Genomic DNA, 19,028 nt, shown 5'->3' on the forward strand with positions numbered 1-19,028 from the left:
ATCACCTACCTGGAGGAGTGCAGTTAGCGGGACTTTCGAACGCGCCGTAGCTGTCGGGTTCGGCTATATAGGTGTGCCCGTCCGTCACCTTCTCGTGGGAATACTTCTGGACGATCTCCCACGAAACATCGGTGTACTGGGTATACACGGTCAGTTCTTTGCCCGGCGCGACGGTGAACTCCTTCGAGCTCGAATCGGTCAGGGTCTGCTGCTGGGTGTTCGTGTCGATCCAGGTGGTATCGGTCTTCTGCTGGTTTTGGTAATTGCCTTCGACCGTTGCCTTGATACTGCCGATGAGCGGCACGCCGCCCTCGCCTTCGACTTTGACACTACCGCCGACGGTGTTCTGGGTGGATTCCATCTTGCTGTTGGTGTTGGTGATAGTCGATGAACTCGTCCATGTTTCGTTCTTGGTCCACTTCGCCGGGCTCGATGTGCAGTTCTTCTGCCGCGTCTTGGGCTGTGAGCCTTCGGGTACCACGCCGGGTGTGATGCTCAGGACCCCGAAGCAGAGGTTTCCCTGAATGCTGTATCCGGGCGGGCATTCTTGAATGTTGGCGCACGGTGGCCCATTCCAGCCGTTGCCGCAACTCCCTTCGTCCGACACATCGTCAGCCGGTTTGCGCACGGGTCGAGTGGTCACCGGCGGCGAGGGGCGCGTTGCGGGCTGCGTCAGGGACGGGGATGTGGGTCCGGGAACGATGTCGGTGCCATCGCCTTGCGGCAGGCTGCCCGGTGCGTTGCCCGCCTGTCCCTGCACACCGGCTCCCGGAGCTTGTGTGGGCTGGAGTCCAGGTGCAGTCGGCGGTGGTGTCGAGGTCGTGGTGGTCGGCTCGCCCGGATCGTGGCAGACATACGGTACCGGTGGTGGTGGCGGCGGTCCGGTGTTTCCGGGATTGCTTGCGCGCCAAGTAGATTCCCATGTCGCGTTGTAGGCGGAAGTCTCGCGAGCGCAGCGTTCGGCCGGCGTCTCACCGGTGGCGGTGCCGGCGCTGCCAACCAGTACCGTCGCCGCCACCGTCACCAGTGACACGATGGCGGCGACTGATCTCCCTCGCCGTCGAGGCCGGTTCTGCTCCATGGCATGCCCCATGACGTCCTCCAGGGTCAGATGGTGGTCGGGTCGGAGTAGACCGTGACCGTGGTGTCGGCGACGTGGGTGGACATCGAGAACTGGGTGTAGACGCGCACGCTGACCGGCCGAGACAGTTGTCCACATGCACCTGGATGCCGGTCAGATCCGACGCGCCGACCGCGCCCTCGAGCACACGCTCCGATAGCGGGATCGTGGTGACCGCACCGGGTTTGATCGTGGTCTGTAGCGAAGGAGAAACCGTCGCGCTACCACCGACAGGCCGTGGCGGTCCAGCCGTTCACGGTCGTTTTGGTGATCACGTGATCAGGACTGCGGACCAGCTCCGCCGCAGCCGGTCCCGAACCCGCGAAGCCAATAGCTAGCAAACTAATTGGAACTACGGAAACCCTCGTCTTCATAGCAAGCCCACCCCGAGATATTTTCGCGTGCAGAGCTTTTGACAGCTTGACCCAATCGGAACCACCAGAACGTTGGCAATCTTCTGGCAAACATTGTGTTGGAGGTCACGCACGCGGTCGGGTCATGGGTGGGTCAGAACGGCAGAAAGGCCCGGTCGAAACCGGGCCTGAGCTGATCTTTCGTGGTGCGCGATACTGGGATTGAACCAGTGACCTCTTCCGTGTCAGGGAAGCGCTCTCCCGCTGAGCTAATCGCGCGGGCTTTATGTAAATCCCCCTCAGAGCGGATGACGAGATTCGAACTCGCGACCCTCACCTTGGCAAGGTGATGCGCTACCAGCTGCGCTACATCCGCATTTGCTCGCTTGGGCTTTCGCTTCGGCTTGCGGAAGAGAACATTAGCGGATGGGTGGGCAAAATACGCAAACCTGCACTATGCGATGGGTTTCCAAGCGCGGCCGCGGTCGTCCACCATGGCGGCGCGGGCACCACCGCGGCGGTTGCCGCGAGTGGTACACCGCGAGTGGTGGTTCCGCAGATGTTCGATCAGTACTGCCGGGCTGCTCAGGTCGAGCGCTTGGGTATCGGTGTGGCCCATGCCTCCCGGCAGCCAACCGTCGAATCACTGACCGCCGCAGTGGCGCGAGTCCTATCCCCGCGGGTCTGGTTCACCGCCCGCACCATCGGCCCGCAGATCGATACCGATGGGGCTGCTCGCGCGGCCCGTCGGGTGCTTGGAGCGGAAAGAGTCTGAGCCGGTGCCGATCGCTGGCGTCCGCGAGATTGCAGCAAACTCGCGGTGTTCGCGACTCTTCTGGAAGTTCATGCGAAGTGCCTCTTCTCCGATGGTGCGAAATGCTGATTTTAGAAGGGAATAGACCGCTCGGGCTGCAATTGGCGCATCGCGATTCGATCTCGATTGCGGCGGAGGGCCTTTGAGGGCAAACGTTGAGCATCGCTAAATTTCGAGGTGATCGGGCTTCCGCTGCCGAATGTCGTAGGGCTCTCGTAAAGTGGCAGGCAGCAGCAGCGGTGTGGGGAGGAGCGTCCTTTGTCATCGACTCTCGTCAAGGGGCAGAACGGGCCGGTCACGGTCGGCGACGTGGTGATCGCCGTACAGGTCGGCGCGCCCGCTGATCTATCGGCCTTGCTGGTCACCGAGCGCGGGAAGGTGCGCTCCGACGCCGACTTCGTGTTCTTCAACCAGCCGTCCGGGCCGGGCGTGCGGTTGCAGCCGTCCGGGGCGGGGCAGCCTGCGGCGCTGGCGGTCTCGCTGGCGCAGGTGCCCGCGGATATCGACCAGATTCGCGCGGTCATCACCCTCGACGACCCGCGTGCCAACTTCGGACGGATACCCGCGCCGGTCGCGACCGTGTCCGACGGGTCCGGAAACCGGTTGTACGAGTACCGGATCGATGGATTGCAGACCGAATCCATTGTCATCGCACTGGAGCTGTACCGGCGCGGCGGTGCGTGGAAGGTGCGCGCCGTCGGGCAGGGGTACGCGGGCGGATTCGCCGCGCTGGTCACCGATCACGGCGTCAGCGTCGAGGAATCGCCGCGCTCGGCACCGCAACCCGCGCCTTCTCCCGCTCCCACTTATCAAGCGCCCTCGAACTATCCGCCGCCCGCGCCCGCGATGCCGCCGCCGATGAGCCCGGCGTACTCGCCGCAGCCGCCCGCGACTCCGGCGTACTCGCCGCCGCCCGCGTCCCCGCCCTATCCGCCGCCGACCCAGTCATACCCGCCGACCACCCCGTCGTTCTCGCCGCCGACAGCCCCGCTGCCGCCGTCGTATTCCCCACCCCCGCCGCCGAATCCGCAGCCGACCCAGGAAGTCGGTCTGGCCAAAGGCCGCCCGGTCAACCTGTCCAAAGGCCAGCGCGTCACCCTCCGCAAGGAAGGCGGCGTCGCCCTCACCTACATCCGCATGGGCCTGGGCTGGGATCCGGTGAAGAAATCCGGTCTGTTCGGCAGCCGCGCCATCGACATCGACCTCGACGCCTGGGTGGCCATGTTCGCCGGCCCCCAGCTCACCGATGTCGCGTACTACGGCCAGCTCACCTCCAAAGACGGCTCGATCCGTCATCAGGGCGACAACCTCACCGGCGCGGGCGAGGGCGACGACGAGGTCATCCTGGTCGACCTCACCCGTATCCCCGCGCACGTCACCACGCTGCTGTTCATCGTCACCTCGTATCAGGGCCAGACTTTCGAACGCGTCAGCAACGCCTACTGCCGCCTGGTCGACGACACCACCGGTGCGGAACTGGCCAGGTACGCCCTCACCGGCGGCATGCCGTTCACCGCACTCGCGATGGCGAAAGTCTTTCGCGCGGGCGGAGATTGGAAGCTACAGGCGATCGGGGAGGGCTTCCAAGCCAAACATCCGGGTGAAGCGCGCCCCCAACTGGGCCGGTTCGTGACCAACGGCTGATCGTGCCGAACCTTCGAATCCGATTCCTCGGCACCCGAACCGCCACGCCCGAAACGACTATGGTCGAGAACGGCACCGGTCGCCGGAACCCCGGCGGCCCGGAACCTGAGATCCGCGAACCACAGGTACGAAAGGAAACTCGATGAGCGTCAGTCTGGCCAAGGGCGGGAATGTCTCACTGTCGAAGCAAGCCCCGAATCTGACCGCCGTCAGCGTCGGTTTGGGCTGGGATGTGCGCTCCACCACCGGCGCCGACTTCGACCTCGATGCCAGCGCGCTGGCCACCGGCGCCGACCAGCGCGTGCTGTCCGACCAGCACTTCGTCTTCTACAACAACCTGCGTTCGCCCGAAGGCTCCATCGAGCACACCGGCGACAACCTGACCGGTGAAGGTGAAGGCGACGACGAGACCATCAACGTCGACCTCGCGGGCACCCCCGCCACCATCACCAACATCTTCTTCCCGGTCTCCATCCACGACGCGCAGGCCCGCCAGCAGTCCTTCGGCCAGGTCCGCAACGCCTACATCCGCGTCGTCGACCGCAACACGGGCGCCGAACTGGCCCGCTACGACCTCACCGAGGATGCCTCCACCGAGACCGCCATGGTCTTCGGCGAGCTGTACCGCAACGGCGCCGAGTGGAAGTTCCGCGCCATCGGCCAGGGCTATGCCTCCGGCCTGGCCGGCATCGCCCGCGACTACGGCGTCAACATCTGACCTCGTCGCACCTGTCGAAGGCCCGGTCCCAGACCGGGCCTTCGTCGTATCGGCGGTACGGATCCCGGTCCCCAGCACCACAATTCAGGCTATGGCCGTCGTAGCGTTGGCCGCCCGCATCGCCCACCCGGATCCGGCCCGCCGCCCGAAGTCTCCTCCGCATAGATCCGCATCCCCTCCGCGATCTTCCCGGCCGCATGCTCCAACTGCTCCGGAGTGATGTACTTCCCCCAAGCCGCTGCATCAAGCAGCTGCCTGCGCACCTGATCGAGATTCATACGAGCCCATTCGAGGCGAGACAACTCCGGCATGGCCCGGAACGATACCTCGAGTCGAACAAACTTTCGAGTCTAGGCGGGGGGTCCGACAAACTGTGCGGACGACGAACCGGGCCGAGCTCCGGCACTGGATTTCGAAGGCCCGGCATGAGCTTTTGCGGTTTGGGCACATCAGTTGTCGTCGGTGCGCAACCAGATTCGGCTGTCGCCGTCGGGGTCGGTGGTGGCTAGCAGGAGGCGGTCGGGGAGGGAGCCGAGGAATGCCTTCGGGGCTGTGGTGGGGAGTGGGACGTTGCGGATGTGGGTGCAGTCGCGGTTGGCGGTGAGTAGGTGGGATGTGTTGTCGATGCGGGTGCTGATGAGGAGTTCGGTGGGGCGGAGGAGGGCTTGGTCGATGTCGAGGGCGGCGCCGTCCGGGCCGGAGTGGGATGTCGATGGTGTGGGCCAGCAGCGCAGTTGGGGGCGGGTGCCGACCGTGCGCCCTACCGTCACGCACGCGGTCCGGTCGCAGGCCACCCGGCTGGCAACGCCGGTACCGGACAGGGGGATTCGTTGCCAGGTGTGGCCGTCGGGGGAGGTCCATTGAAGTGGGTGGTAGTCCACGCCTTGGATGGAGTTGCCTGCGATCACGAAGCCGTTCGGGCCGGCTGTTACTCCGGAGGCCCCTGTCACCTCGCCGGCGCCGGCCGACAGAGCTGGATCATCCGCTTGCCGAGTCCAGTTCGCTCCGTCGGTGGAGAGCCAGATCGTCGCCCCGTAGCGGCCGCTGGTGGCATCCCAGGCGCCGACCAGTAGGTCTGTTCCGGCTGACGATGCCGCTCCGCTGACTCCGATTGCGTGTGGGCCGCCGAACTGTTCGAAGCTTTGCGGGAACTCCTCGAGACCTGAGGTGGTGCCCGACCATATCGTCATGCGGGGATTGAAGTGCGAGCCGCCGAACGCCTGGCCCAAGGCGATCACCCGGTCACCGATTGCGCCGGAAATCAATTCTGCGACAAAGGCGTAGCCGCTGTGCGGGGTCATTGTCAGGGTGTTCCAGTGCTGACCGTCGGTGGTGGTCCAGGCGGCGGGGGAGCGGCCGTCGGGACTCGGAACCGATCCGAGCAGCAGTAACCCGTCCGCGGTCGGCGTGATCGAGAGAACCCGTGCGCCTGTGGCCGGAGCGGGCAGAGCAACCCAGCCGGGATCGGGGTCCTCGCTCGGACTCCCACTGCATGCGGTGAGTGCGGCCAGTATCGCCACCAATATCAACCGCACTCGCATGGCGTGACTTTCAGCGTCGCGGCTTGCGGGCGGCGATGAACAGATCCCGTTCCGGAATCGCGTCCGGGTAGTCGGGCAGGAACTCGACTATGCGGTCGCGCACGATTTCCAGACCGGCTTCGGTGAGCCGCCGCTGGAACTCCTCCCGCGGATAGCTGCTGACCGTGACCGGCTGCCCCATGAAGATGATGTCCATACCCTCGATATCGGCGGGCACGGTCGCCAGCAGCAGGTACCCGCCCGGGGCCAGCCAATCCGCGAATTTAACCAGGGCGGAGGCGATTTCGGCGCGGCTCATCTGTAACAGCGGGAAGAACGCCACCACCGCGTCCCAGCTGCCCGGCGGATAGTTCAGCGTCCGCAGATCCGCCGACTCGAACCGGGCGGACGGCACCTGCTCGCGGGCGATGTCGAGCATGCGCGCCGACACATCGCATCCGGTGACCTGATGCCCGGCCGTCGCGAGCAGCTCGGCCACCGGCCGTCCCGTCCCGCACCCGACATCCAGTACCCGCGCCCCGCCGGGCAATCGGGTGAGCAGCCAGTCGATCTCCTCGCGCTGTGCGCTCAGCCCGGCGAACGCCTTCTCGTAGTCCCTACCTAATGCGTCGAACACTTCAGCAGCGGAAAGCCCCATGCCCCAAGCTAATCCACGACCGTCATCGTCGCGACGGCAATCGCCGGATCAGCCCGGTACGCAGTCGGTTTGGAACGGATAGCACGGTTTGACGGGGGTGGTCTGGACCGGTTCGGCGGTGGGACCGACGACTCGGGCCGGCGGTGCGGCGGGCGCGGGGGAGCCGGAGGGGCGTACGAACATGAGCAATGCGAGCACGAGCAGCGGCAGCACCGTGATCACGACCGCCGCCAGGATCAGCGGCCAGAGTCCGAAGCGCATGATGCCGCGCCGCTTCGGTGGCTGCGGCGCGGCGTATCGACCGTTGGGGATGTTCCCGCGAACCTGACCCGTCATGCCCACAGTGTCGCATCCGGCGGTCCCGGCGGGCGTTACTTGCGTTTCGGTTCGCGCAGCACGTGGGACCGCAATCGCGAGATGCCTTTGACTCGCACACTGCGCAGATGGCGAATGGAGAAATCGTGGTCGTCACCCAGGGCCGCGGCCGCGCCGTCGTCCAGCAGTACCGTGCCCGGCCGCGCCACACCGGTCAGGCGGGCGGCGACATTGACCACGGTGCCGAACAGGTCGCCGAATCGGGTCAGCACCGGACCGTATGCCAGGCCGATCCGCAGCTGCGGCATATCCGGAATGGCTTGCGCCGCACGCTCGATCGCGGTGTGCAGGGCCAGCGCGATGCGGGCGCCGTCCGCGGCGGTCTCGGCGGCGAACATCACTTCGTCACCGACATTCTTGATCACCCAGCCGCCGTTGGCGGTTATCGCCTCGGTGGTGGCGTCTTCGAAGCTGTCGAGCAGATCGGTCAGCTCGCCCAGGTCGAGATGGCGTGAAAGCCGGGTGTAGCCCACCATATCCGCGAACCCGACCAGCAATTGCCTTGTGGTGCCGTCGGATTCGATCGAACGGCTGAGCGCGGCCGCCAAATGCCGTCGCCAGGCGTACTCCTGCAATTCGGTGAGCACCTCGATGGTCCGGGTGGTGACCTCCGCCGCCTGCCCGCCCGCCCGCTCGCCGATCTCCCGGCCGATCAGATCCGCCTGCCATTCGGCCAAGCGCGCCATCGCCTGCCCGAGCGTGCGAGCGGCCGCGATCTGGCTCTGCTCGCTGGCGCCCGCCACCGAATCCATCGTGGTGAACGCGCGCACCGCCTCGACATCGGCATCGGTGAACGCCGGTTCGTCATCGCTGGCCGTGGCCGGGAACCCCAACGCCACCCACAGCTTCCGCGCCCGATCGACCGGCACCCCGGAAAGCTCGGCCACCTGTGCCCGCGTGTACCGCCGCGGACCGCCGAGCAACGACTGTTCGACCACCGCGTCCACAACGCCGGGCGGCCTGCCGGATTCGATCACTCCGCCAGTACAACACATCGAGCCCGGACCGGTGACACCGCGAATATCCGGCTGTACCAACGCGAAAAGGCCCGGCTTTCGCCGGGCCTTTTCACTGACTGGTGCGCGATACTGGGATTGAACCAGTGACCTCTTCCGTGTCAGGGAAGCGCTCTCCCGCTGAGCTAATCGCGCGAGTCTTTCCTCTTGCAAGCAAGAGGCGGCGACGGGAATCGAACCCGTGTGCACGGCTTTGCAGGCCGTTGCCTCACCACTCGGCCACACCGCCAACCAAGGCCGGTTGGCCTTCGAGCGGATGACGGGATTCGAACCCGCGACCCTCACCTTGGCAAGGTGATGCGCTACCAGCTGCGCTACATCCGCATTTCGTCCCCGGCGCCTTGGCGGCTGTCCGGCTGACGAGAGAGAACATTAGCCGACTATCTGCGCAGACAACAAATCGCCTGGTTAATGGGGGTAAATGTGAACTACAGGGGTGTGATTCCGTGACGGGGCGATGAACGGGTGGCGAGATGCCGCGAGAACGCCCCGAACCGGGCGCGAAGCCGGACACTGGAGGGATGACCCGACCCACGGAATTCTGGGACAGCGCCTATGACGACGGCACCGCGCCGTGGGTGATCGGCGAACCGCAACCGGCCGTCGTCGAGCTCGAGGCGGCGGGCTGGGTTCGCGGCACCGTGCTCGATATCGGTTGCGGCACCGGCGAACACGCCATCTTTCTGGCCGAACGCGGTTACGAGGTGTGCGGGCTGGATGTCTCGCCCAGCGCGATCCGCCAGGCTCGCGAGAACGCCGAACGGCATGGCGTCACCGCCCGCTTCGAGGTCGCCGACGCCCTGAACCTGGATCCCGGCCTGAGCTTCGACACCATCATCGATGTCGGCCTCTTCCACGTCTTCGCCTCCACCCACGGTGATGTCGCCGGCTACGTCCGCAACTTGCGCACCGCCTGTGCCCTCGGTGGGCGCATCTACATCCTGGCTTTCTCCGATGCCGAACCGGGCTTCGGCCCGCGCATCCCGCGCGCCGCCATCGAAGACGCTTTCGGTACCGGCTGGCTGCTCGAGGACCTGCGCCCCACCCGCTGCCGCGCCCGCATCCCCGCCGATTTCACCGATCCTATGGGCCGCCCCGAAGGCACGCCCACCGACGAATCGGCCTGGCTGGCCCGCGTCCGCCGCACCGATTCCTGACACGCCGCCACCCCCGCCCTTCACCCCGCTCACACCCGCCTTTCATCCCCGTGTCCACGCGATTTGGCGTGCGGTCCCCGCTATGTGTAATGTTCTTTCTCGTTCGAGCGGCACAAAAACCGCCCCGAACAGCCACTCAGGTGGCGAGCTATGGTTCTATAGCTCAGCGGGAGAGCACTCGCCTCACACGCGAGGGGTCGCTGGTTCGAACCCAGCTAGAACCACTCGAACGGCCGGTCCATCAGTGATGGACCGGCCGTTTCGCATTCGGCCGAACAGGGCCATATACCGACCGGCCCGTTTCTATCGGTCTACCCTGGGTGTGCATGCAAATGACTACCGAGACGTTCGGAGGCATACATGACCACGATGGAAATGCCGCACGTCAGCGAGTGCACGGTCAGCAATTGCTCCTATAACCACGATGGTTGCCACGCCTACGCGATCAATGTCGCCGACCATGACGGCGGGGCCGACTGCGGAACCTTCATCGCGTTGTCGACGAAGGGTGGCCTGGATACCGTCACCAGCATGGTCGGCGCTTGTCAGCGCGTCGATTGCGCGCACAACCAGGGGCTCGAGTGCGCGGCCGGTGGTATTCGCGTCGGCCCGGGTACGGGGGAGCACGCGGCCCGCTGTCTCACCTACAGTTCGCGCTGATCCGCTTCGCTCAGGCGGGGCGGTTCACTTCTGCTTCTGGGCGTCGGCCTTGTCCAGGGCCTCGGTCGCGCCCTGGACGACGCTGCGCAGGAACTCGAACTGCGCGGTAATGAGCTTGTCGGACAATTCCAATCCGGCCTCCACGATGGTTCTGCGCAGCTCGTGCAGCGCCGAGTCCTCGCGGATCGCTTCCCGGCGCTCCCGGATCGCCGCGTCGACGGTATCGATGAACTTGTGCACGGCCGCGCCGGCGGCGTGCTGCCCCGCCTTGGCCGAGACCAGGACCTCGTCGGAGAGCCGCTCGGGGGCCTGGGTGTCCGCGGCCGGCTGCTGGGTGGTCGATGTCATGATCTGGCTCCTGGAATCGATGTACTCGAACGGCTGCCGATCGGATCGGCAACGTGCAACAGCATCGCCCGGCGAAGCGGTCGGTTCGTAGGGCCGATGGTCACTCCGGACGCCGCGATGGTCTCGGTTCGTTTGGGGCCGAAGGGAACTCGGGTGAGGTCGGCATCCGGCCGGTGACCTTCTGCCCTGCCGATCAAGGGGTCGATGGGGTCACAGTGAGGTGCGGCCTGGTGCGGGCGGCGACGACGGACGGTACGGGCAATGGCATCACTCGACTCCCATATGACACAGTCGGACCTTTTCACCTGGAGCATGGAGCAGGATCCGAACCTGCGGTCCACGATCGTTTCGGTGCTGCTGCTGGACACCGAACCGGACTGGGATCGCCTGCTGCGCATGATCGATCGCGGGACGCTCGCCGTGCCGCGCTTCCGGCATCGGCTGGCGCCGGTGCCGCTGGGGCTGGCGCCGCCGCGCTGGATCCGGGACCCGGATTTCGACTTGGCTTGGCATGTAAGGCATTTCGAACCCGCGGCGCCTGCGCGGCTGGAGTCGGTGCTGGAGTTCGCGCGCACCGAGGCGATGGCCGCCTTCGACCCGGCCCGGCCGCTGTGGCGGTTCACCGTGCTGAGCGGTCTCGAGGGTGGCAAGAGCGCGCTCGTCCTGAAGGTTCATCACAGTCTCACCGACGGCATAGGCGGTATCCAGATCGCCGGGGAGATACTCGATTTCGACCGCGCCGGAACCGAACGCGCGCAGGTCCCGCAGGGGGCCGACGGCGGCGAGCGGGGGATGGTCGGCGATATTCTGGCCTGGAACTGGAGTGCCGGAACGGATTTGGTGCGTGGCGGCATGGCCACCGCGCTGCCGTTGGCCCGGCGGACGGTAACCGATCCGATCGGATTGGTCAAAGAGGGTGTGGCGCTAGCGGGTTCCCTGTTCCGCCTCGCCCACCCCGTCACCACCACCCTGTCTCCGCTGATGACCCGGCGCAGCTTGGGCCGGGAGCTGACCTTGCTCGAGGTGCCGTTGGCGGACCTGCGGCGCAGCGCGCATCGCGTGGGCTGCACGGTCAACGACGCTTTCCTGGCCGCGACACTGATCGGACTGCGCGCCTATCACGATCGGCACGGGGCGAAGGTCGATCAGCTGCGTGTGGCAATGCCGATCAGCCTGCGCAGGGCTACCGATCCCATCGGCGGCAACCGGATCACGCTGGCGCGCTTCGCGGTTCCGGCCGACACAACGGGCGCGTTGGACCTCATGCGCGCACTCGACCACACCATCGAAGGCTGGAAACGGGAACCGGCGCTCCCGTACTCGCATGCCGTCGCGGCGACCTTCAACCGGTTGCCCGCGGGTCTGCTCACCGACATGTTCAAACACGTCGACTTCGTCGCCTCGGACGTTCCGGGTTCCCCGGTGCACCTGTACTTCGCGGGTGCGAAGGTCGAGCGCATCTACCCCTTCGGCCCCACCACCGGCACCGCCTTCAACATCACCCTGATCTCACATGTCGACACCTGTTGCATCGGAATCAATTCCGATACCGGCGCGATCCCCGATCCGGCGCAACTGACCGACTGCATCGCCCAGGGCATGCGCGCGGTGACCGATCTCGACGCGGTCGATGGACCGGAGGACGCTACCGACCCAGAACGCGTCGCAGCCAACCGTTCTCGCCGCGGTCCTGATGTCCCGGGCACCATTGCCCGGCCGGGGTCGCGGCTTTGACCTGGTCGATGTGCTGACCACATCCGGACCAGGTGGTTTTTCCGCAGGTCTTGCAGCGCACGGGATTGCACATGGTGGGATTCCTTTCCGGATCAGGCCGGGTCTTGGCCGTTGTCGACGGCGTCGGCGAATTCGCAGAACGCTTCGTAGGCGCGAGCGCCGTGGATGGTGGCGGGGCCACCGTGCATGAGGAAGGTGACGCCGATGGCCTCGGCCGCTTCCGCGAGGGTGGCTCCGGCGCGGGCGGCGGCTTGGCCGTGTGAGGCGATGCAGCCGTCGCAGCCCTCGACCACGCCGATGGCGAAGGCGATGAGTTCCTTGGTCTTGCGATCGAGCGCGCCAGGGGCGAAGGCGGCCTTGCTCAGTTCGCCGAAGCCCTTGTAGACCTCGGGGATGGCGCGGCGCAGTTCGCGGTGCTGCGGTGCGAGTTCACGGAGCACTTCGGTGCCGTGCCGGGAAGTGTGCACCTGCTCGGTGGTCGATGTCATCGGTTTCCTTCCGTCTGTTCCCCGGAGGAGGGCTCCGGTCCGCCGTTCGCATCCCCCCGGGGGGATGTACCACCGAGGTTAGCATCCCCCCGGGGGGATATGATCGAGTGTGAGCGGCCGCATCCGGCCGCCGTGAACAGGAGGACGCCGATGCGACTGGAATCCGATGAGATGAAGCTCGTGATCACCCGGATGAAGCGCGCGCACGGCCACCTGGCCGGTGTGATTCGCATGATGGAGGAGGGCGCGGAATGCGAGGACGTGCTCACCCAGCTGGCCGCGGTCAACAAAGCCTTGAGCCGCAGCGGTTTCGCGTTGGTTACCACCGGACTCCAGCAATGCCTCGCTACCGGCGGACCCGACAGCGTCGACACCAAGAAGCTGGAAAAGTTGTTCCTCGCGCTGGCCTGAGCGGCTCGCACGACGGTTTCGCCGTTCCGGTGTACGCGCGGGTACCCGCTACTCTCGAATTGCGGAGTCCGGATCGGGATATGCGATATAGCATTTCGCACCATCGGGTGCGGCACTAGGTGTGGAGGTGCGATGGGGACCGATCAGACGATGTTGCACCGCTTCGTGCTGCGCCAATTGGAAAAGGCGGGGCTGGACCGGAAGCGACTGATTCGCGAGTGCGGGGTGCCGGAGTGGGCGCTGAGCGGCGATGGGGTTCATGTGCCGAGCGAGAGCTTCGGGCGGTTGTGGGAGTTGGGGGCGCGGTGGCTGGATGATCCGGACGTGGCGTTGCGGGTGGCGAGCCGGTACGAGTTGAAAGCGACTCGGCTGTATGACTATTTGTTCACGAGTGCGCCGACAGTGGGGGCGGGGCTGGCGACCTGTGGGCCTTACGTGTCGGTGGTCACCACCAATCATCGGTTCGATCTGGTCGATGGGACGACGCTGCGGCTGGACATGATCGATGGGGAGGGGGCGGCGCGGGACCTCACTCAGCTATGGGGGTTGACCGCGGTGCTGACCAGGGCGCGGCGGGTGGTGGACGCGCCGTTGAATCCGACGGTGGTGTCGTTGCGGCAACGCGCGCCGAGGCGGCTCGACGCGTTCCGTGACGTGTTCGGTGACGCCACTATCGAATTCGGGGCCGAGCTGGACGCGATGACTTTTCCGGCCGGGGATATGGATTTGCCGCTCACCACCGCTGATCCGGTGCTGGCGGCGGTGTTGCGGCCGCTGGCCGAGGCGCTGCCGCCGCCTCCGCCGTTGCCGACCGCGTGGCCGGAGCGGGTGGCGGTGACCATTGCCGAACTGCTGGAACATGGTGAGGCGTCACTGGATTCGGTGGCGCGGCGGCTGGCCACCAGTCCTCGGACCTTGCAGCGCCGGCTGGCGGAGGCGGGGACCACGTGGCGGCAGGAGCTGGATCGGGCGCGGCATGCCCGGCTGGCGACGGCGGCGGCCGCGGGGCCGTTGGGGCGCAACCGGCAGGCTCATCTGCTCGGGTATGCCGATGCCACCTCGGTGCGGCGGGCGTCGTTGCGCTGGGCTGTTGCCGCGCAGGTGCATCGGAGTTCGGCGCTAGACCTTCAGGTTGCTGGCGGCGATATTCCAGAACAGTGACCGGCGCATACCGGCCAGGTCCCAGCTGCCGCCGATCGCTCGGGCCGTGGCGACGATGCTCGGTACGTCGAAGTCGTCGCGGGTCGCTGTGCCCTTGGACTCCAATGCCGAGATCACGTACGCGATAGCGGCTTCGCGGGAGTTCTGCACAGCATCTCCAATCAGACGTCGGGACGGTACGGCCATCGTGCGCGGCACGGGCTGAGACCCAGTCTCGTGCGAACGGTCTGTTTTCGGACAGGGCGGAAGGCGTCAACACCTGGCAAACACGCCAAGTTCACCGAAGGCCGGCCCGGCGTGGCGCGTCGGGTCGCCACCGAATGTGTTTGCAGTTGGGGTTTCATCTGTTGTTTGCATTCGCAGTGTCGAGGACTTGCTGTGCCTTCGTTCGGACTTGTTGTGCCAGAAACGGATTCGGACGGGTAAAGTTCGTTTGTCGATATGACACTTTGAACACGGTCCGAAGTTGAAATATCAACGGGCCGTTGTCCATTCCGCCGTGCACCCGTCGAAGGAACGGGGCCGGCTTCGACGGTATGCACATGGAGGCGAGACCAGAGCATGACGGCGCCCGAAGAGGAGCGGCAGATCAGCGAGCTCGTGGCCCGGTTGACCGATAAATTCCCTCACCTCGCCCCGCGCGTGGTCGGCGAGGAAGTGCGCGGAATTCATCGCGAGTTCGACACCCACCGGGTGCGGGAATTCATTCCCTTGCTGGTAGAGCGCATCGCCGAACGGCAGCTGCGGAGAGCGCGGACCGACTGGGCGGCAGCCGGTTCCCGGGCCCCGGGTGGCCGGGAGCGGCGCGGGACTATATGATCTACGCGATGACGACTTCTTCTGATCGCAGATTGGGGGTCCCGTTCAACTCAGGTGAGTGCTGATGCTCACCGAGATCACGAACGAGGACACTTCCCGCCATTCCTTCTGGCCGCGCGTGCGTGAATTCGCGGTGCCGCCATCCATGATCGAGATCGCGACCGCCCGGCGTCAGGCCGGGGATTGGGCGGGGGCCTGCGCCGCCGCGGGGTTCGATGTCGATATCGACTTACGTTGGCTGGCACGGGTTTACGGGCGCGAGCTCGGAAATCGGGTGCGGGGCGATCTCCGGCATTTGGCTCCGGATCTGTTGCGGTGGCATCTGCCGCGGATCGCTCCGGACGGGCTGTTGCGGCCCGGATTGACCATCGCGCTGGCTCGATACGCCGCCGAAAAGATCGGAAACGACTGCGGCAGAGCCGGTTCCGTCCATCTGGTGGCTCGCACCGCTCCCGTCTGGGCGGACGCGGGCCAGCGGATCGAACTCGCGCTATGGGACGGATCCGGTCCCGCGAACAGCCTGCATCCGCATCCCCGGCCCGATCGGCGGTTCCGGCTGGATCTGCATCGACACCTGTGGGATGCGCGCCGGGCCGGTGAGCTTCGCGGGCGCGGCGGTGCCCGGGAACCCGCCGCGCGCTGGGCGGCCGAAGCGCGCATTCTGCTCGATGCCGAAGGGCGGCAGGCGAATACCTTCCTTTTGCGGACGGGTGCCCGGCAACGGACCGTGCTCGAACTGGTCGAGGACGACGGCCCGCCCACGGTGCGGCTGGTAGGAGATCACCCGGCGGGCGGCATCTCCGCCCTGCCGGTCCTGCCCGATGCCGCGATCTGGGAGCCGCCCGATTCGAAACTGCTTCGGAGCGGCATGATCTCGGCCGACCGGCTGCATCCGCTGGTCGCCTCGGCGCTGGCGCCGGACTACACACCGGATGAAACAGCCCGGGCGCGAGTCGATTCGGCGCGGCGACCCCTCGTAGCCTGTCGCGGAGAACAGCACCGCATCGGGCTGGTCGACGGTGTGCTGACCGCGCTGGACCACGACCCGGACGAGATACGGCGCGAGGAACTGCTGGTCGCGCTGACCCGCACCCCGATGCTGCCCTGCTTGCGGGTCATCGACCAGGCGCACCGGAACCCCGAGTGTCTCAACGGTGTTCGGGAACGCCTGCACCACGGTGATACGGCGGGCGCGCTCGCCATCATCGAAGGTCTCCTCGGACCCGGGGCGCACCTGCGGGACGGCGCGCTGCGGGATGAACTGGACGCCTGCGCGCACCAGCGAATCATCTACGGGCTGTATCGAGCCGTATTGGCTCGTCCCTTGCACGGCGGTCCCAGCCGTCCGCGTCCGCGCAGTCGCCGCGGCCACCCGCGCAACGCGACTGTCTGACCTCGCGGTCGCCCGCTGTCACACCTGCAACGCCATTCGCGTACTTCGTCACTTCTACTGACCCACAAGGTGATTCACACATGTCTATCGACACCAATGCCCACATCCACGCCCCCGATACCACCCAGCTCGACATCGCCGGTGATCTGCTGGCGCTGCTGGGCGAGACGACCACCGAGCCCCGCGCGGACAATCAACTCGAGGCGCTCACCCTGGCCGTGGCCGCCGACCTGCCGGTGCTGCTGTGGGGTGAACCGGGTATCGGCAAGACCGCCGCGCTGACCCAGCTGGCCGAGACCTTGGACCTGCCGTTGACCACGGTGATCGCGAGCGTCCATGAGCCGTCCGACTTTTCGGGCCTGCCCATCATCGGCGACGATCCCGCCGAACAGGGCGTCCCGATGGCCCCGCCGGATTGGGCGGTCCGGCTGGTCCGCGCCGGCCGGGGCCTGCTGTTCCTCGACGAGCTCTCCACCGCCCCGCCCGCCGTGCAGGCCGCACTGCTGCGCCTGGTGCTGGAACGCCGGATCGGCGCGCTGAAACTCCCACCCGGCGTGCGCATCGTGGCCGCCGCCAACCCGCGCTCCTCGGCCGCGGACGGCTGGGAACTGAGCCCGCCGCTGGCCAACCGATTCGTGCACCTGTACTGGACCCACGATCACGACGTGGTCGTGCGCGGCCTGGGCGGAGTGTGGCCGCGCGCCACCCTGCCGCGGTTGGATCCGGAAAAGCTCACGGAGGCAGTGGCTTTCGCCCGCCGCGCCGTATGTGTGCTGCTCGCGGCCCGCCCCAAGCTGGTACACCAGCTGCCCTCCACCGAAACCCGGCGCGGCGGGGCCTGGGCCTCACCGCGCAGCTGGGATATGGCGTTGCGGCTGATCGCCTTCGCCACCGCGGCCGGCTCTTCGCGGGACGTGCTGTCGCTGCTGATCCGCGGCACGGTGGGCGACGGCCCGGGTTTCGAACTGCTGACCAGCCTGGACCGGATGGACCTGCCGGATCCCGAAGTGCTGCTGGCGGACCCGGATTCCGCCGTCCTGCCCGAGCGCGGCGATCTGCGGCAAGCCGTCCTCGACGGGGTGGTGGCGGCGGTCCGCAAGCGCCCGGACCAGGCGCGCTGGGATGCGGCCTGGACGCTGCTGGTGCGCGCGGCCGAAACCGGCGCCCCGGACCTGGTCGTGGTCCCCGCGACCACGCTCGCCACCCTGCGCCAGGGCAATTGGTCCGTTCCGGCCGCGATCGACCGGCTGGCCGGGGTGGTGTCGGTATCCCAGCGCGCCGATCGCGCCGCCGACCTCGTACAGGCGGCCCGATGAGCGTGAACGCCCCCGCCGCACTGGATCTCGGCAAACTCTTCGCCGCCCGCCTGTATGCGGTCCGGGTCCGCCCGTATCTGGCGACCGCGCTGTTCGCGCTGAACATCGTCGAATCCCGGCGCGTCCCGACCATGAGCGTGGACAAGCATTGGCGCTGCTACGTCTCACCGGCCTTCGTGGATCGCATGCCCGTCGAGGAATTGGCGGGCGTGCTCGTGCACGAGGTCTCTCACCTGCTGCGTGACCATCACAGCCGCGGTGAACGTTTCGCCCGTGAGCACGAACTGACCGGCCCGGCGGAGGCCCTGCGCCGCAATATCGCCGCCGACTTCGAGATCAACGACGACATCTACGGCGATGGCCTGGTCCGCCCCGAAGGCGCGATCATGCCCACCGACATCGACCTGCCCGAGGGCCTGCTCATGGAGGAGTACCTGCGCGAATTCCAGTCCAGCGCATACACCCCCGCGATGGCCTGGCTCGACTGCGGCAGCGGTGCGGACGGCCGCGAACGCGACTGGGAGCTCGGCCCCGACGGCGCGGACGGTCTCAGCGAACAGCAACGCGACGCGGTCCGATTCCGGGTGGCGCAGGGCATCATCGGCCGCCCCGGCAACACTCCCGAAGCCTGGCGGCGCTGGGCCGAGGAGGTCTTCCACCCCACGCAGCCCTGGCGCGACCTGCTCGGCGCGGCACTGCGCGCCGCCGTCTCGGCCCCCGGCGCGGGCGAGGACTACACCTACGGCCGCCCGGCCCGCCGCTCGGTCAGCCTGCCCGGCGTAGTGCTGCCGAGCCTGCGCCGCACCCCGCCCCGGGTCACCGTCATCATCGATACCTCCGGCTCGGTCAGCGATACCGAATTGGGCAGCGCCCTACTGGAAGTCACCGCCATCTCCCGTGCGATCGGCGGCCGCCGCGACCTGGTCACGGTGCTGTCCTGCGATGCCGCCGCCCGCATCGCGCACCCGCTGTGCGAGGCCGAAGGCATACCGCTGATGGGTGGCGGCGGCACCGATCTGCGCGCGGGCTTCGCCAAGGCCCTGCGCGCCCAGCCTCGCCCGGACGCCGTCGTCGTGCTGACCGACGGCCAAACCCCCTGGCCGGCCGCCAAACCATCGTGCCGGACGGTGGTGGGCCTGTTCCGGCGTGGCAACTCCTACAGCGAACACAACCCCGACTACGTCCCCGATGCCCCGCCCGTCTGGGCCCGCGTCGTCGACATCGGATGAGGGCTGTGCGAGCGGTCCTACATGCAGTTCTTTCGGCCACTTTGCGTTGTTCGCGACACGTGTACGATACGCACGTATTGTCTGTTGATCGGAG

At 66.9% G+C, this 19,028-nt stretch carries 21 protein-coding genes, 6 tRNA genes and 2 pseudogenes; 13 read left to right on the forward strand and 16 right to left on the reverse strand.

Annotated elements, in window-relative coordinates; genetic code table 11:
• Window position 1: 1 nt before the first annotated feature.
• The 4 genes and pseudogenes from NI1_RS37720 to NI1_RS02480 all read right to left on the reverse strand — a co-directional run bounded on the left by NI1_RS37720 (window position 2) and on the right by NI1_RS02480 (window position 1,849).
• Window positions 2-1,024 carry a hypothetical protein gene (locus NI1_RS37720; RefSeq protein ID WP_157534912.1) on the reverse strand — a complete coding sequence of 341 codons (1,023 nt, stop codon included), beginning with the start codon at window positions 1,022-1,024 and terminating at the stop codon, window positions 2-4.
• A pseudogene (locus NI1_RS40065) lies at window positions 972-1,343 on the reverse strand (MspA family porin); the annotation flags it as partial. The gene NI1_RS37720 and the pseudogene NI1_RS40065, both read right to left, overlap by 53 nt.
• 334 nt (window positions 1,344-1,677) lie before the next feature.
• A tRNA-Val gene (locus NI1_RS02475) sits at window positions 1,678-1,752 on the reverse strand.
• A gap of 24 nt (window positions 1,753-1,776) precedes the next feature.
• Window positions 1,777-1,849 (reverse strand) — tRNA-Gly (locus tag NI1_RS02480).
• Here NI1_RS02480 and NI1_RS36920 point away from each other — a divergent pair.
• The 3 genes from NI1_RS36920 (at window position 1,823) to NI1_RS02490 (ending at window position 4,649) form a co-directional block, all read left to right on the forward strand.
• Window positions 1,823-2,248 (forward strand): glycosyltransferase, encoded by a 426-nt coding sequence (locus NI1_RS36920; protein WP_084522482.1) that lies wholly within the window; start codon window positions 1,823-1,825, stop codon window positions 2,246-2,248. The genes NI1_RS02480 and NI1_RS36920 overlap by 27 nt on opposite strands.
• 297 nt (window positions 2,249-2,545) lie before the next feature.
• Window positions 2,546-3,931: a TerD family protein gene (locus tag NI1_RS02485; RefSeq protein WP_067813626.1), complete on the forward strand. Its 1,386-nt coding sequence runs from the start codon at window positions 2,546-2,548 to the stop codon at window positions 3,929-3,931.
• A gap of 142 nt (window positions 3,932-4,073) precedes the next feature.
• On the forward strand, window positions 4,074-4,649 hold the full coding sequence (locus NI1_RS02490; RefSeq protein ID WP_067813628.1) for a TerD family protein: 576 nt from the start codon (window positions 4,074-4,076) through the stop codon (window positions 4,647-4,649).
• 89 nt (window positions 4,650-4,738) lie between these two features.
• Here the strand turns inward: NI1_RS02490 and NI1_RS40070 are convergent, their stop codons facing one another.
• The 8 genes from NI1_RS40070 to NI1_RS02525 all read right to left on the reverse strand — a co-directional run bounded on the left by NI1_RS40070 (window position 4,739) and on the right by NI1_RS02525 (window position 8,542).
• A complete protein-coding gene (locus tag NI1_RS40070; protein ID WP_369690118.1) occupies window positions 4,739-4,960 on the reverse strand; it encodes a DUF6374 family protein in 222 nt (73 codons plus the stop codon).
• Window positions 4,961-5,098: 138 nt separating this feature from the next.
• On the reverse strand, window positions 5,099-6,190 hold the full coding sequence (locus NI1_RS02495) for a hypothetical protein (protein WP_067813630.1): 1,092 nt from the start codon (window positions 6,188-6,190) through the stop codon (window positions 5,099-5,101).
• A gap of 10 nt (window positions 6,191-6,200) precedes the next feature.
• Entirely contained in the window at window positions 6,201-6,806 is a 606-nt protein-coding gene (locus NI1_RS02500; protein WP_218026665.1) for a class I SAM-dependent DNA methyltransferase, read from the reverse strand.
• Between the two features lie 69 nt (window positions 6,807-6,875).
• Window positions 6,876-7,163: a hypothetical protein gene (locus tag NI1_RS02505; protein ID WP_067813634.1), complete on the reverse strand. Its 288-nt coding sequence runs from the start codon at window positions 7,161-7,163 to the stop codon at window positions 6,876-6,878.
• Window positions 7,164-7,198: 35 nt separating this feature from the next.
• Complete coding sequence (locus tag NI1_RS02510; RefSeq protein WP_169815526.1) at window positions 7,199-8,179, reverse strand: adenylate/guanylate cyclase domain-containing protein; 981 nt, start codon at window positions 8,177-8,179, stop codon at window positions 7,199-7,201.
• Between the two features lie 99 nt (window positions 8,180-8,278).
• Window positions 8,279-8,353, reverse strand: a tRNA-Val gene (locus NI1_RS02515).
• 23 nt (window positions 8,354-8,376) lie between these two features.
• Window positions 8,377-8,447: transfer RNA gene (locus tag NI1_RS02520), tRNA-Cys, on the reverse strand.
• A 22-nt stretch (window positions 8,448-8,469) separates the two neighbouring features.
• Window positions 8,470-8,542 (reverse strand) — tRNA-Gly (locus tag NI1_RS02525).
• A gap of 197 nt (window positions 8,543-8,739) precedes the next feature.
• Here NI1_RS02525 and NI1_RS02530 point away from each other — a divergent pair.
• The 3 genes from NI1_RS02530 to NI1_RS02540 all read left to right on the forward strand — a co-directional run bounded on the left by NI1_RS02530 (window position 8,740) and on the right by NI1_RS02540 (window position 10,035).
• Window positions 8,740-9,375 carry a class I SAM-dependent methyltransferase gene (locus NI1_RS02530; RefSeq protein ID WP_067813636.1) on the forward strand — a complete coding sequence of 212 codons (636 nt, stop codon included), beginning with the start codon at window positions 8,740-8,742 and terminating at the stop codon, window positions 9,373-9,375.
• A 152-nt stretch (window positions 9,376-9,527) separates the two neighbouring features.
• Window positions 9,528-9,599 (forward strand) — tRNA-Val (locus tag NI1_RS02535).
• A gap of 136 nt (window positions 9,600-9,735) precedes the next feature.
• On the forward strand, window positions 9,736-10,035 hold the full coding sequence (locus tag NI1_RS02540; protein ID WP_067813637.1) for a DUF1540 domain-containing protein: 300 nt from the start codon (window positions 9,736-9,738) through the stop codon (window positions 10,033-10,035).
• Between the two features lie 24 nt (window positions 10,036-10,059).
• Here NI1_RS02540 and NI1_RS02545 read toward each other — a convergent pair whose 3' ends face one another.
• Window positions 10,060-10,383 (reverse strand): hypothetical protein, encoded by a 324-nt coding sequence (locus NI1_RS02545; RefSeq protein WP_067813639.1) that lies wholly within the window; start codon window positions 10,381-10,383, stop codon window positions 10,060-10,062.
• A 261-nt stretch (window positions 10,384-10,644) separates the two neighbouring features.
• Between NI1_RS02545 and NI1_RS02550 the strand changes: the two genes are divergently transcribed.
• A complete protein-coding gene (locus NI1_RS02550) occupies window positions 10,645-12,117 on the forward strand; it encodes a wax ester/triacylglycerol synthase domain-containing protein (RefSeq protein ID WP_067813641.1) in 1,473 nt (490 codons plus the stop codon).
• A 10-nt stretch (window positions 12,118-12,127) separates the two neighbouring features.
• On the opposite strand, the pseudogene NI1_RS40285 reads toward NI1_RS02550, so the two are convergent.
• A pseudogene (locus tag NI1_RS40285) lies at window positions 12,128-12,190 on the reverse strand (DUF8730 family Cys-rich protein); the annotation flags it as partial.
• A gap of 19 nt (window positions 12,191-12,209) precedes the next feature.
• Window positions 12,210-12,605 (reverse strand): carboxymuconolactone decarboxylase family protein, encoded by a 396-nt coding sequence (locus NI1_RS02555; protein WP_067813642.1) that lies wholly within the window; start codon window positions 12,603-12,605, stop codon window positions 12,210-12,212.
• A 150-nt stretch (window positions 12,606-12,755) separates the two neighbouring features.
• Here NI1_RS02555 and NI1_RS02560 point away from each other — a divergent pair, with 150 nt between their 5' ends.
• Together NI1_RS02560 and NI1_RS02565 are read left to right on the forward strand one after the other, a co-directional pair.
• Window positions 12,756-13,016 (forward strand): metal-sensitive transcriptional regulator, encoded by a 261-nt coding sequence (locus tag NI1_RS02560; protein WP_067813644.1) that lies wholly within the window; start codon window positions 12,756-12,758, stop codon window positions 13,014-13,016.
• Window positions 13,017-13,148: 132 nt separating this feature from the next.
• Window positions 13,149-14,177, forward strand: a complete 1,029-nt coding sequence (locus NI1_RS02565) for an AraC family transcriptional regulator ligand-binding domain-containing protein (protein ID WP_067813647.1) — start codon at window positions 13,149-13,151, stop codon at window positions 14,175-14,177.
• Here NI1_RS02565 and NI1_RS02570 read toward each other — a convergent pair.
• Window positions 14,136-14,327, reverse strand: a complete 192-nt coding sequence (locus tag NI1_RS02570; protein ID WP_157534914.1) for a hypothetical protein — start codon at window positions 14,325-14,327, stop codon at window positions 14,136-14,138. The genes NI1_RS02565 and NI1_RS02570 overlap by 42 nt on opposite strands.
• Window positions 14,328-14,738: 411 nt before the next feature.
• Between NI1_RS02570 and NI1_RS02575 the strand changes: the two genes are divergently transcribed.
• From NI1_RS02575 to NI1_RS02590, 4 genes are all read left to right on the forward strand, one after another.
• Window positions 14,739-14,996: a three-helix bundle dimerization domain-containing protein gene (locus tag NI1_RS02575; RefSeq protein ID WP_067813651.1), complete on the forward strand. Its 258-nt coding sequence runs from the start codon at window positions 14,739-14,741 to the stop codon at window positions 14,994-14,996.
• Window positions 14,997-15,060: 64 nt separating this feature from the next.
• Entirely contained in the window at window positions 15,061-16,389 is a 1,329-nt protein-coding gene (locus NI1_RS02580) for a hypothetical protein (RefSeq protein WP_067815139.1), read from the forward strand.
• Window positions 16,390-16,469: 80 nt separating this feature from the next.
• On the forward strand, window positions 16,470-17,705 hold the full coding sequence (locus NI1_RS02585; protein ID WP_067813652.1) for an AAA family ATPase: 1,236 nt from the start codon (window positions 16,470-16,472) through the stop codon (window positions 17,703-17,705).
• On the forward strand, window positions 17,702-18,934 hold the full coding sequence (locus tag NI1_RS02590; RefSeq protein ID WP_067813654.1) for a vWA domain-containing protein: 1,233 nt from the start codon (window positions 17,702-17,704) through the stop codon (window positions 18,932-18,934). Before NI1_RS02585 ends, NI1_RS02590 begins: the two co-directional genes overlap by 4 nt.
• Window positions 18,935-19,028: the final 94 nt, after the last annotated feature.

It is taken from the genome of Nocardia inohanensis NBRC 100128, assembly GCF_001612945.1.
GTDB classification, from domain to species: Bacteria; Actinomycetota; Actinomycetes; order Mycobacteriales; family Mycobacteriaceae; genus Nocardia; species Nocardia inohanensis.

What these genes read in the sequence shown, in the direction of transcription:
- NI1_RS02575 (WP_067813651.1), top strand. Translation starts at nt 14,739, where the DNA reads ATGACGGCGCCCGAAGAGGAGCGGCAGATCAGCGAGCTCGTGGCCCGG.
- NI1_RS40070 (WP_369690118.1), bottom strand. Translation starts at nt 4,960, where the DNA reads ATGCCGGAGTTGTCTCGCCTCGAATGGGCTCGTATGAATCTCGATCAG.
- NI1_RS02590 (WP_067813654.1), top strand. Translation starts at nt 17,702, where the DNA reads ATGAGCGTGAACGCCCCCGCCGCACTGGATCTCGGCAAACTCTTCGCC.
- NI1_RS02560 (WP_067813644.1), top strand. Translation starts at nt 12,756, where the DNA reads ATGCGACTGGAATCCGATGAGATGAAGCTCGTGATCACCCGGATGAAG.
- NI1_RS02495 (WP_067813630.1), bottom strand. Translation starts at nt 6,190, where the DNA reads ATGCGAGTGCGGTTGATATTGGTGGCGATACTGGCCGCACTCACCGCA.
- NI1_RS02550 (WP_067813641.1), top strand. Translation starts at nt 10,645, where the DNA reads ATGGCATCACTCGACTCCCATATGACACAGTCGGACCTTTTCACCTGG.
- NI1_RS02505 (WP_067813634.1), bottom strand. Translation starts at nt 7,163, where the DNA reads ATGACGGGTCAGGTTCGCGGGAACATCCCCAACGGTCGATACGCCGCG.
- NI1_RS02545 (WP_067813639.1), bottom strand. Translation starts at nt 10,383, where the DNA reads ATGACATCGACCACCCAGCAGCCGGCCGCGGACACCCAGGCCCCCGAG.
- NI1_RS02540 (WP_067813637.1), top strand. Translation starts at nt 9,736, where the DNA reads ATGACCACGATGGAAATGCCGCACGTCAGCGAGTGCACGGTCAGCAAT.
- NI1_RS02565 (WP_067813647.1), top strand. Translation starts at nt 13,149, where the DNA reads ATGGGGACCGATCAGACGATGTTGCACCGCTTCGTGCTGCGCCAATTG.
- NI1_RS36920 (WP_084522482.1), top strand. Translation starts at nt 1,823, where the DNA reads ATGCGCTACCAGCTGCGCTACATCCGCATTTGCTCGCTTGGGCTTTCG.
- NI1_RS02555 (WP_067813642.1), bottom strand. Translation starts at nt 12,605, where the DNA reads ATGACATCGACCACCGAGCAGGTGCACACTTCCCGGCACGGCACCGAA.
- NI1_RS02530 (WP_067813636.1), top strand. Translation starts at nt 8,740, where the DNA reads ATGACCCGACCCACGGAATTCTGGGACAGCGCCTATGACGACGGCACC.
- NI1_RS02490 (WP_067813628.1), top strand. Translation starts at nt 4,074, where the DNA reads ATGAGCGTCAGTCTGGCCAAGGGCGGGAATGTCTCACTGTCGAAGCAA.
- NI1_RS02580 (WP_067815139.1), top strand. Translation starts at nt 15,061, where the DNA reads ATGCTCACCGAGATCACGAACGAGGACACTTCCCGCCATTCCTTCTGG.
- NI1_RS02585 (WP_067813652.1), top strand. Translation starts at nt 16,470, where the DNA reads ATGTCTATCGACACCAATGCCCACATCCACGCCCCCGATACCACCCAG.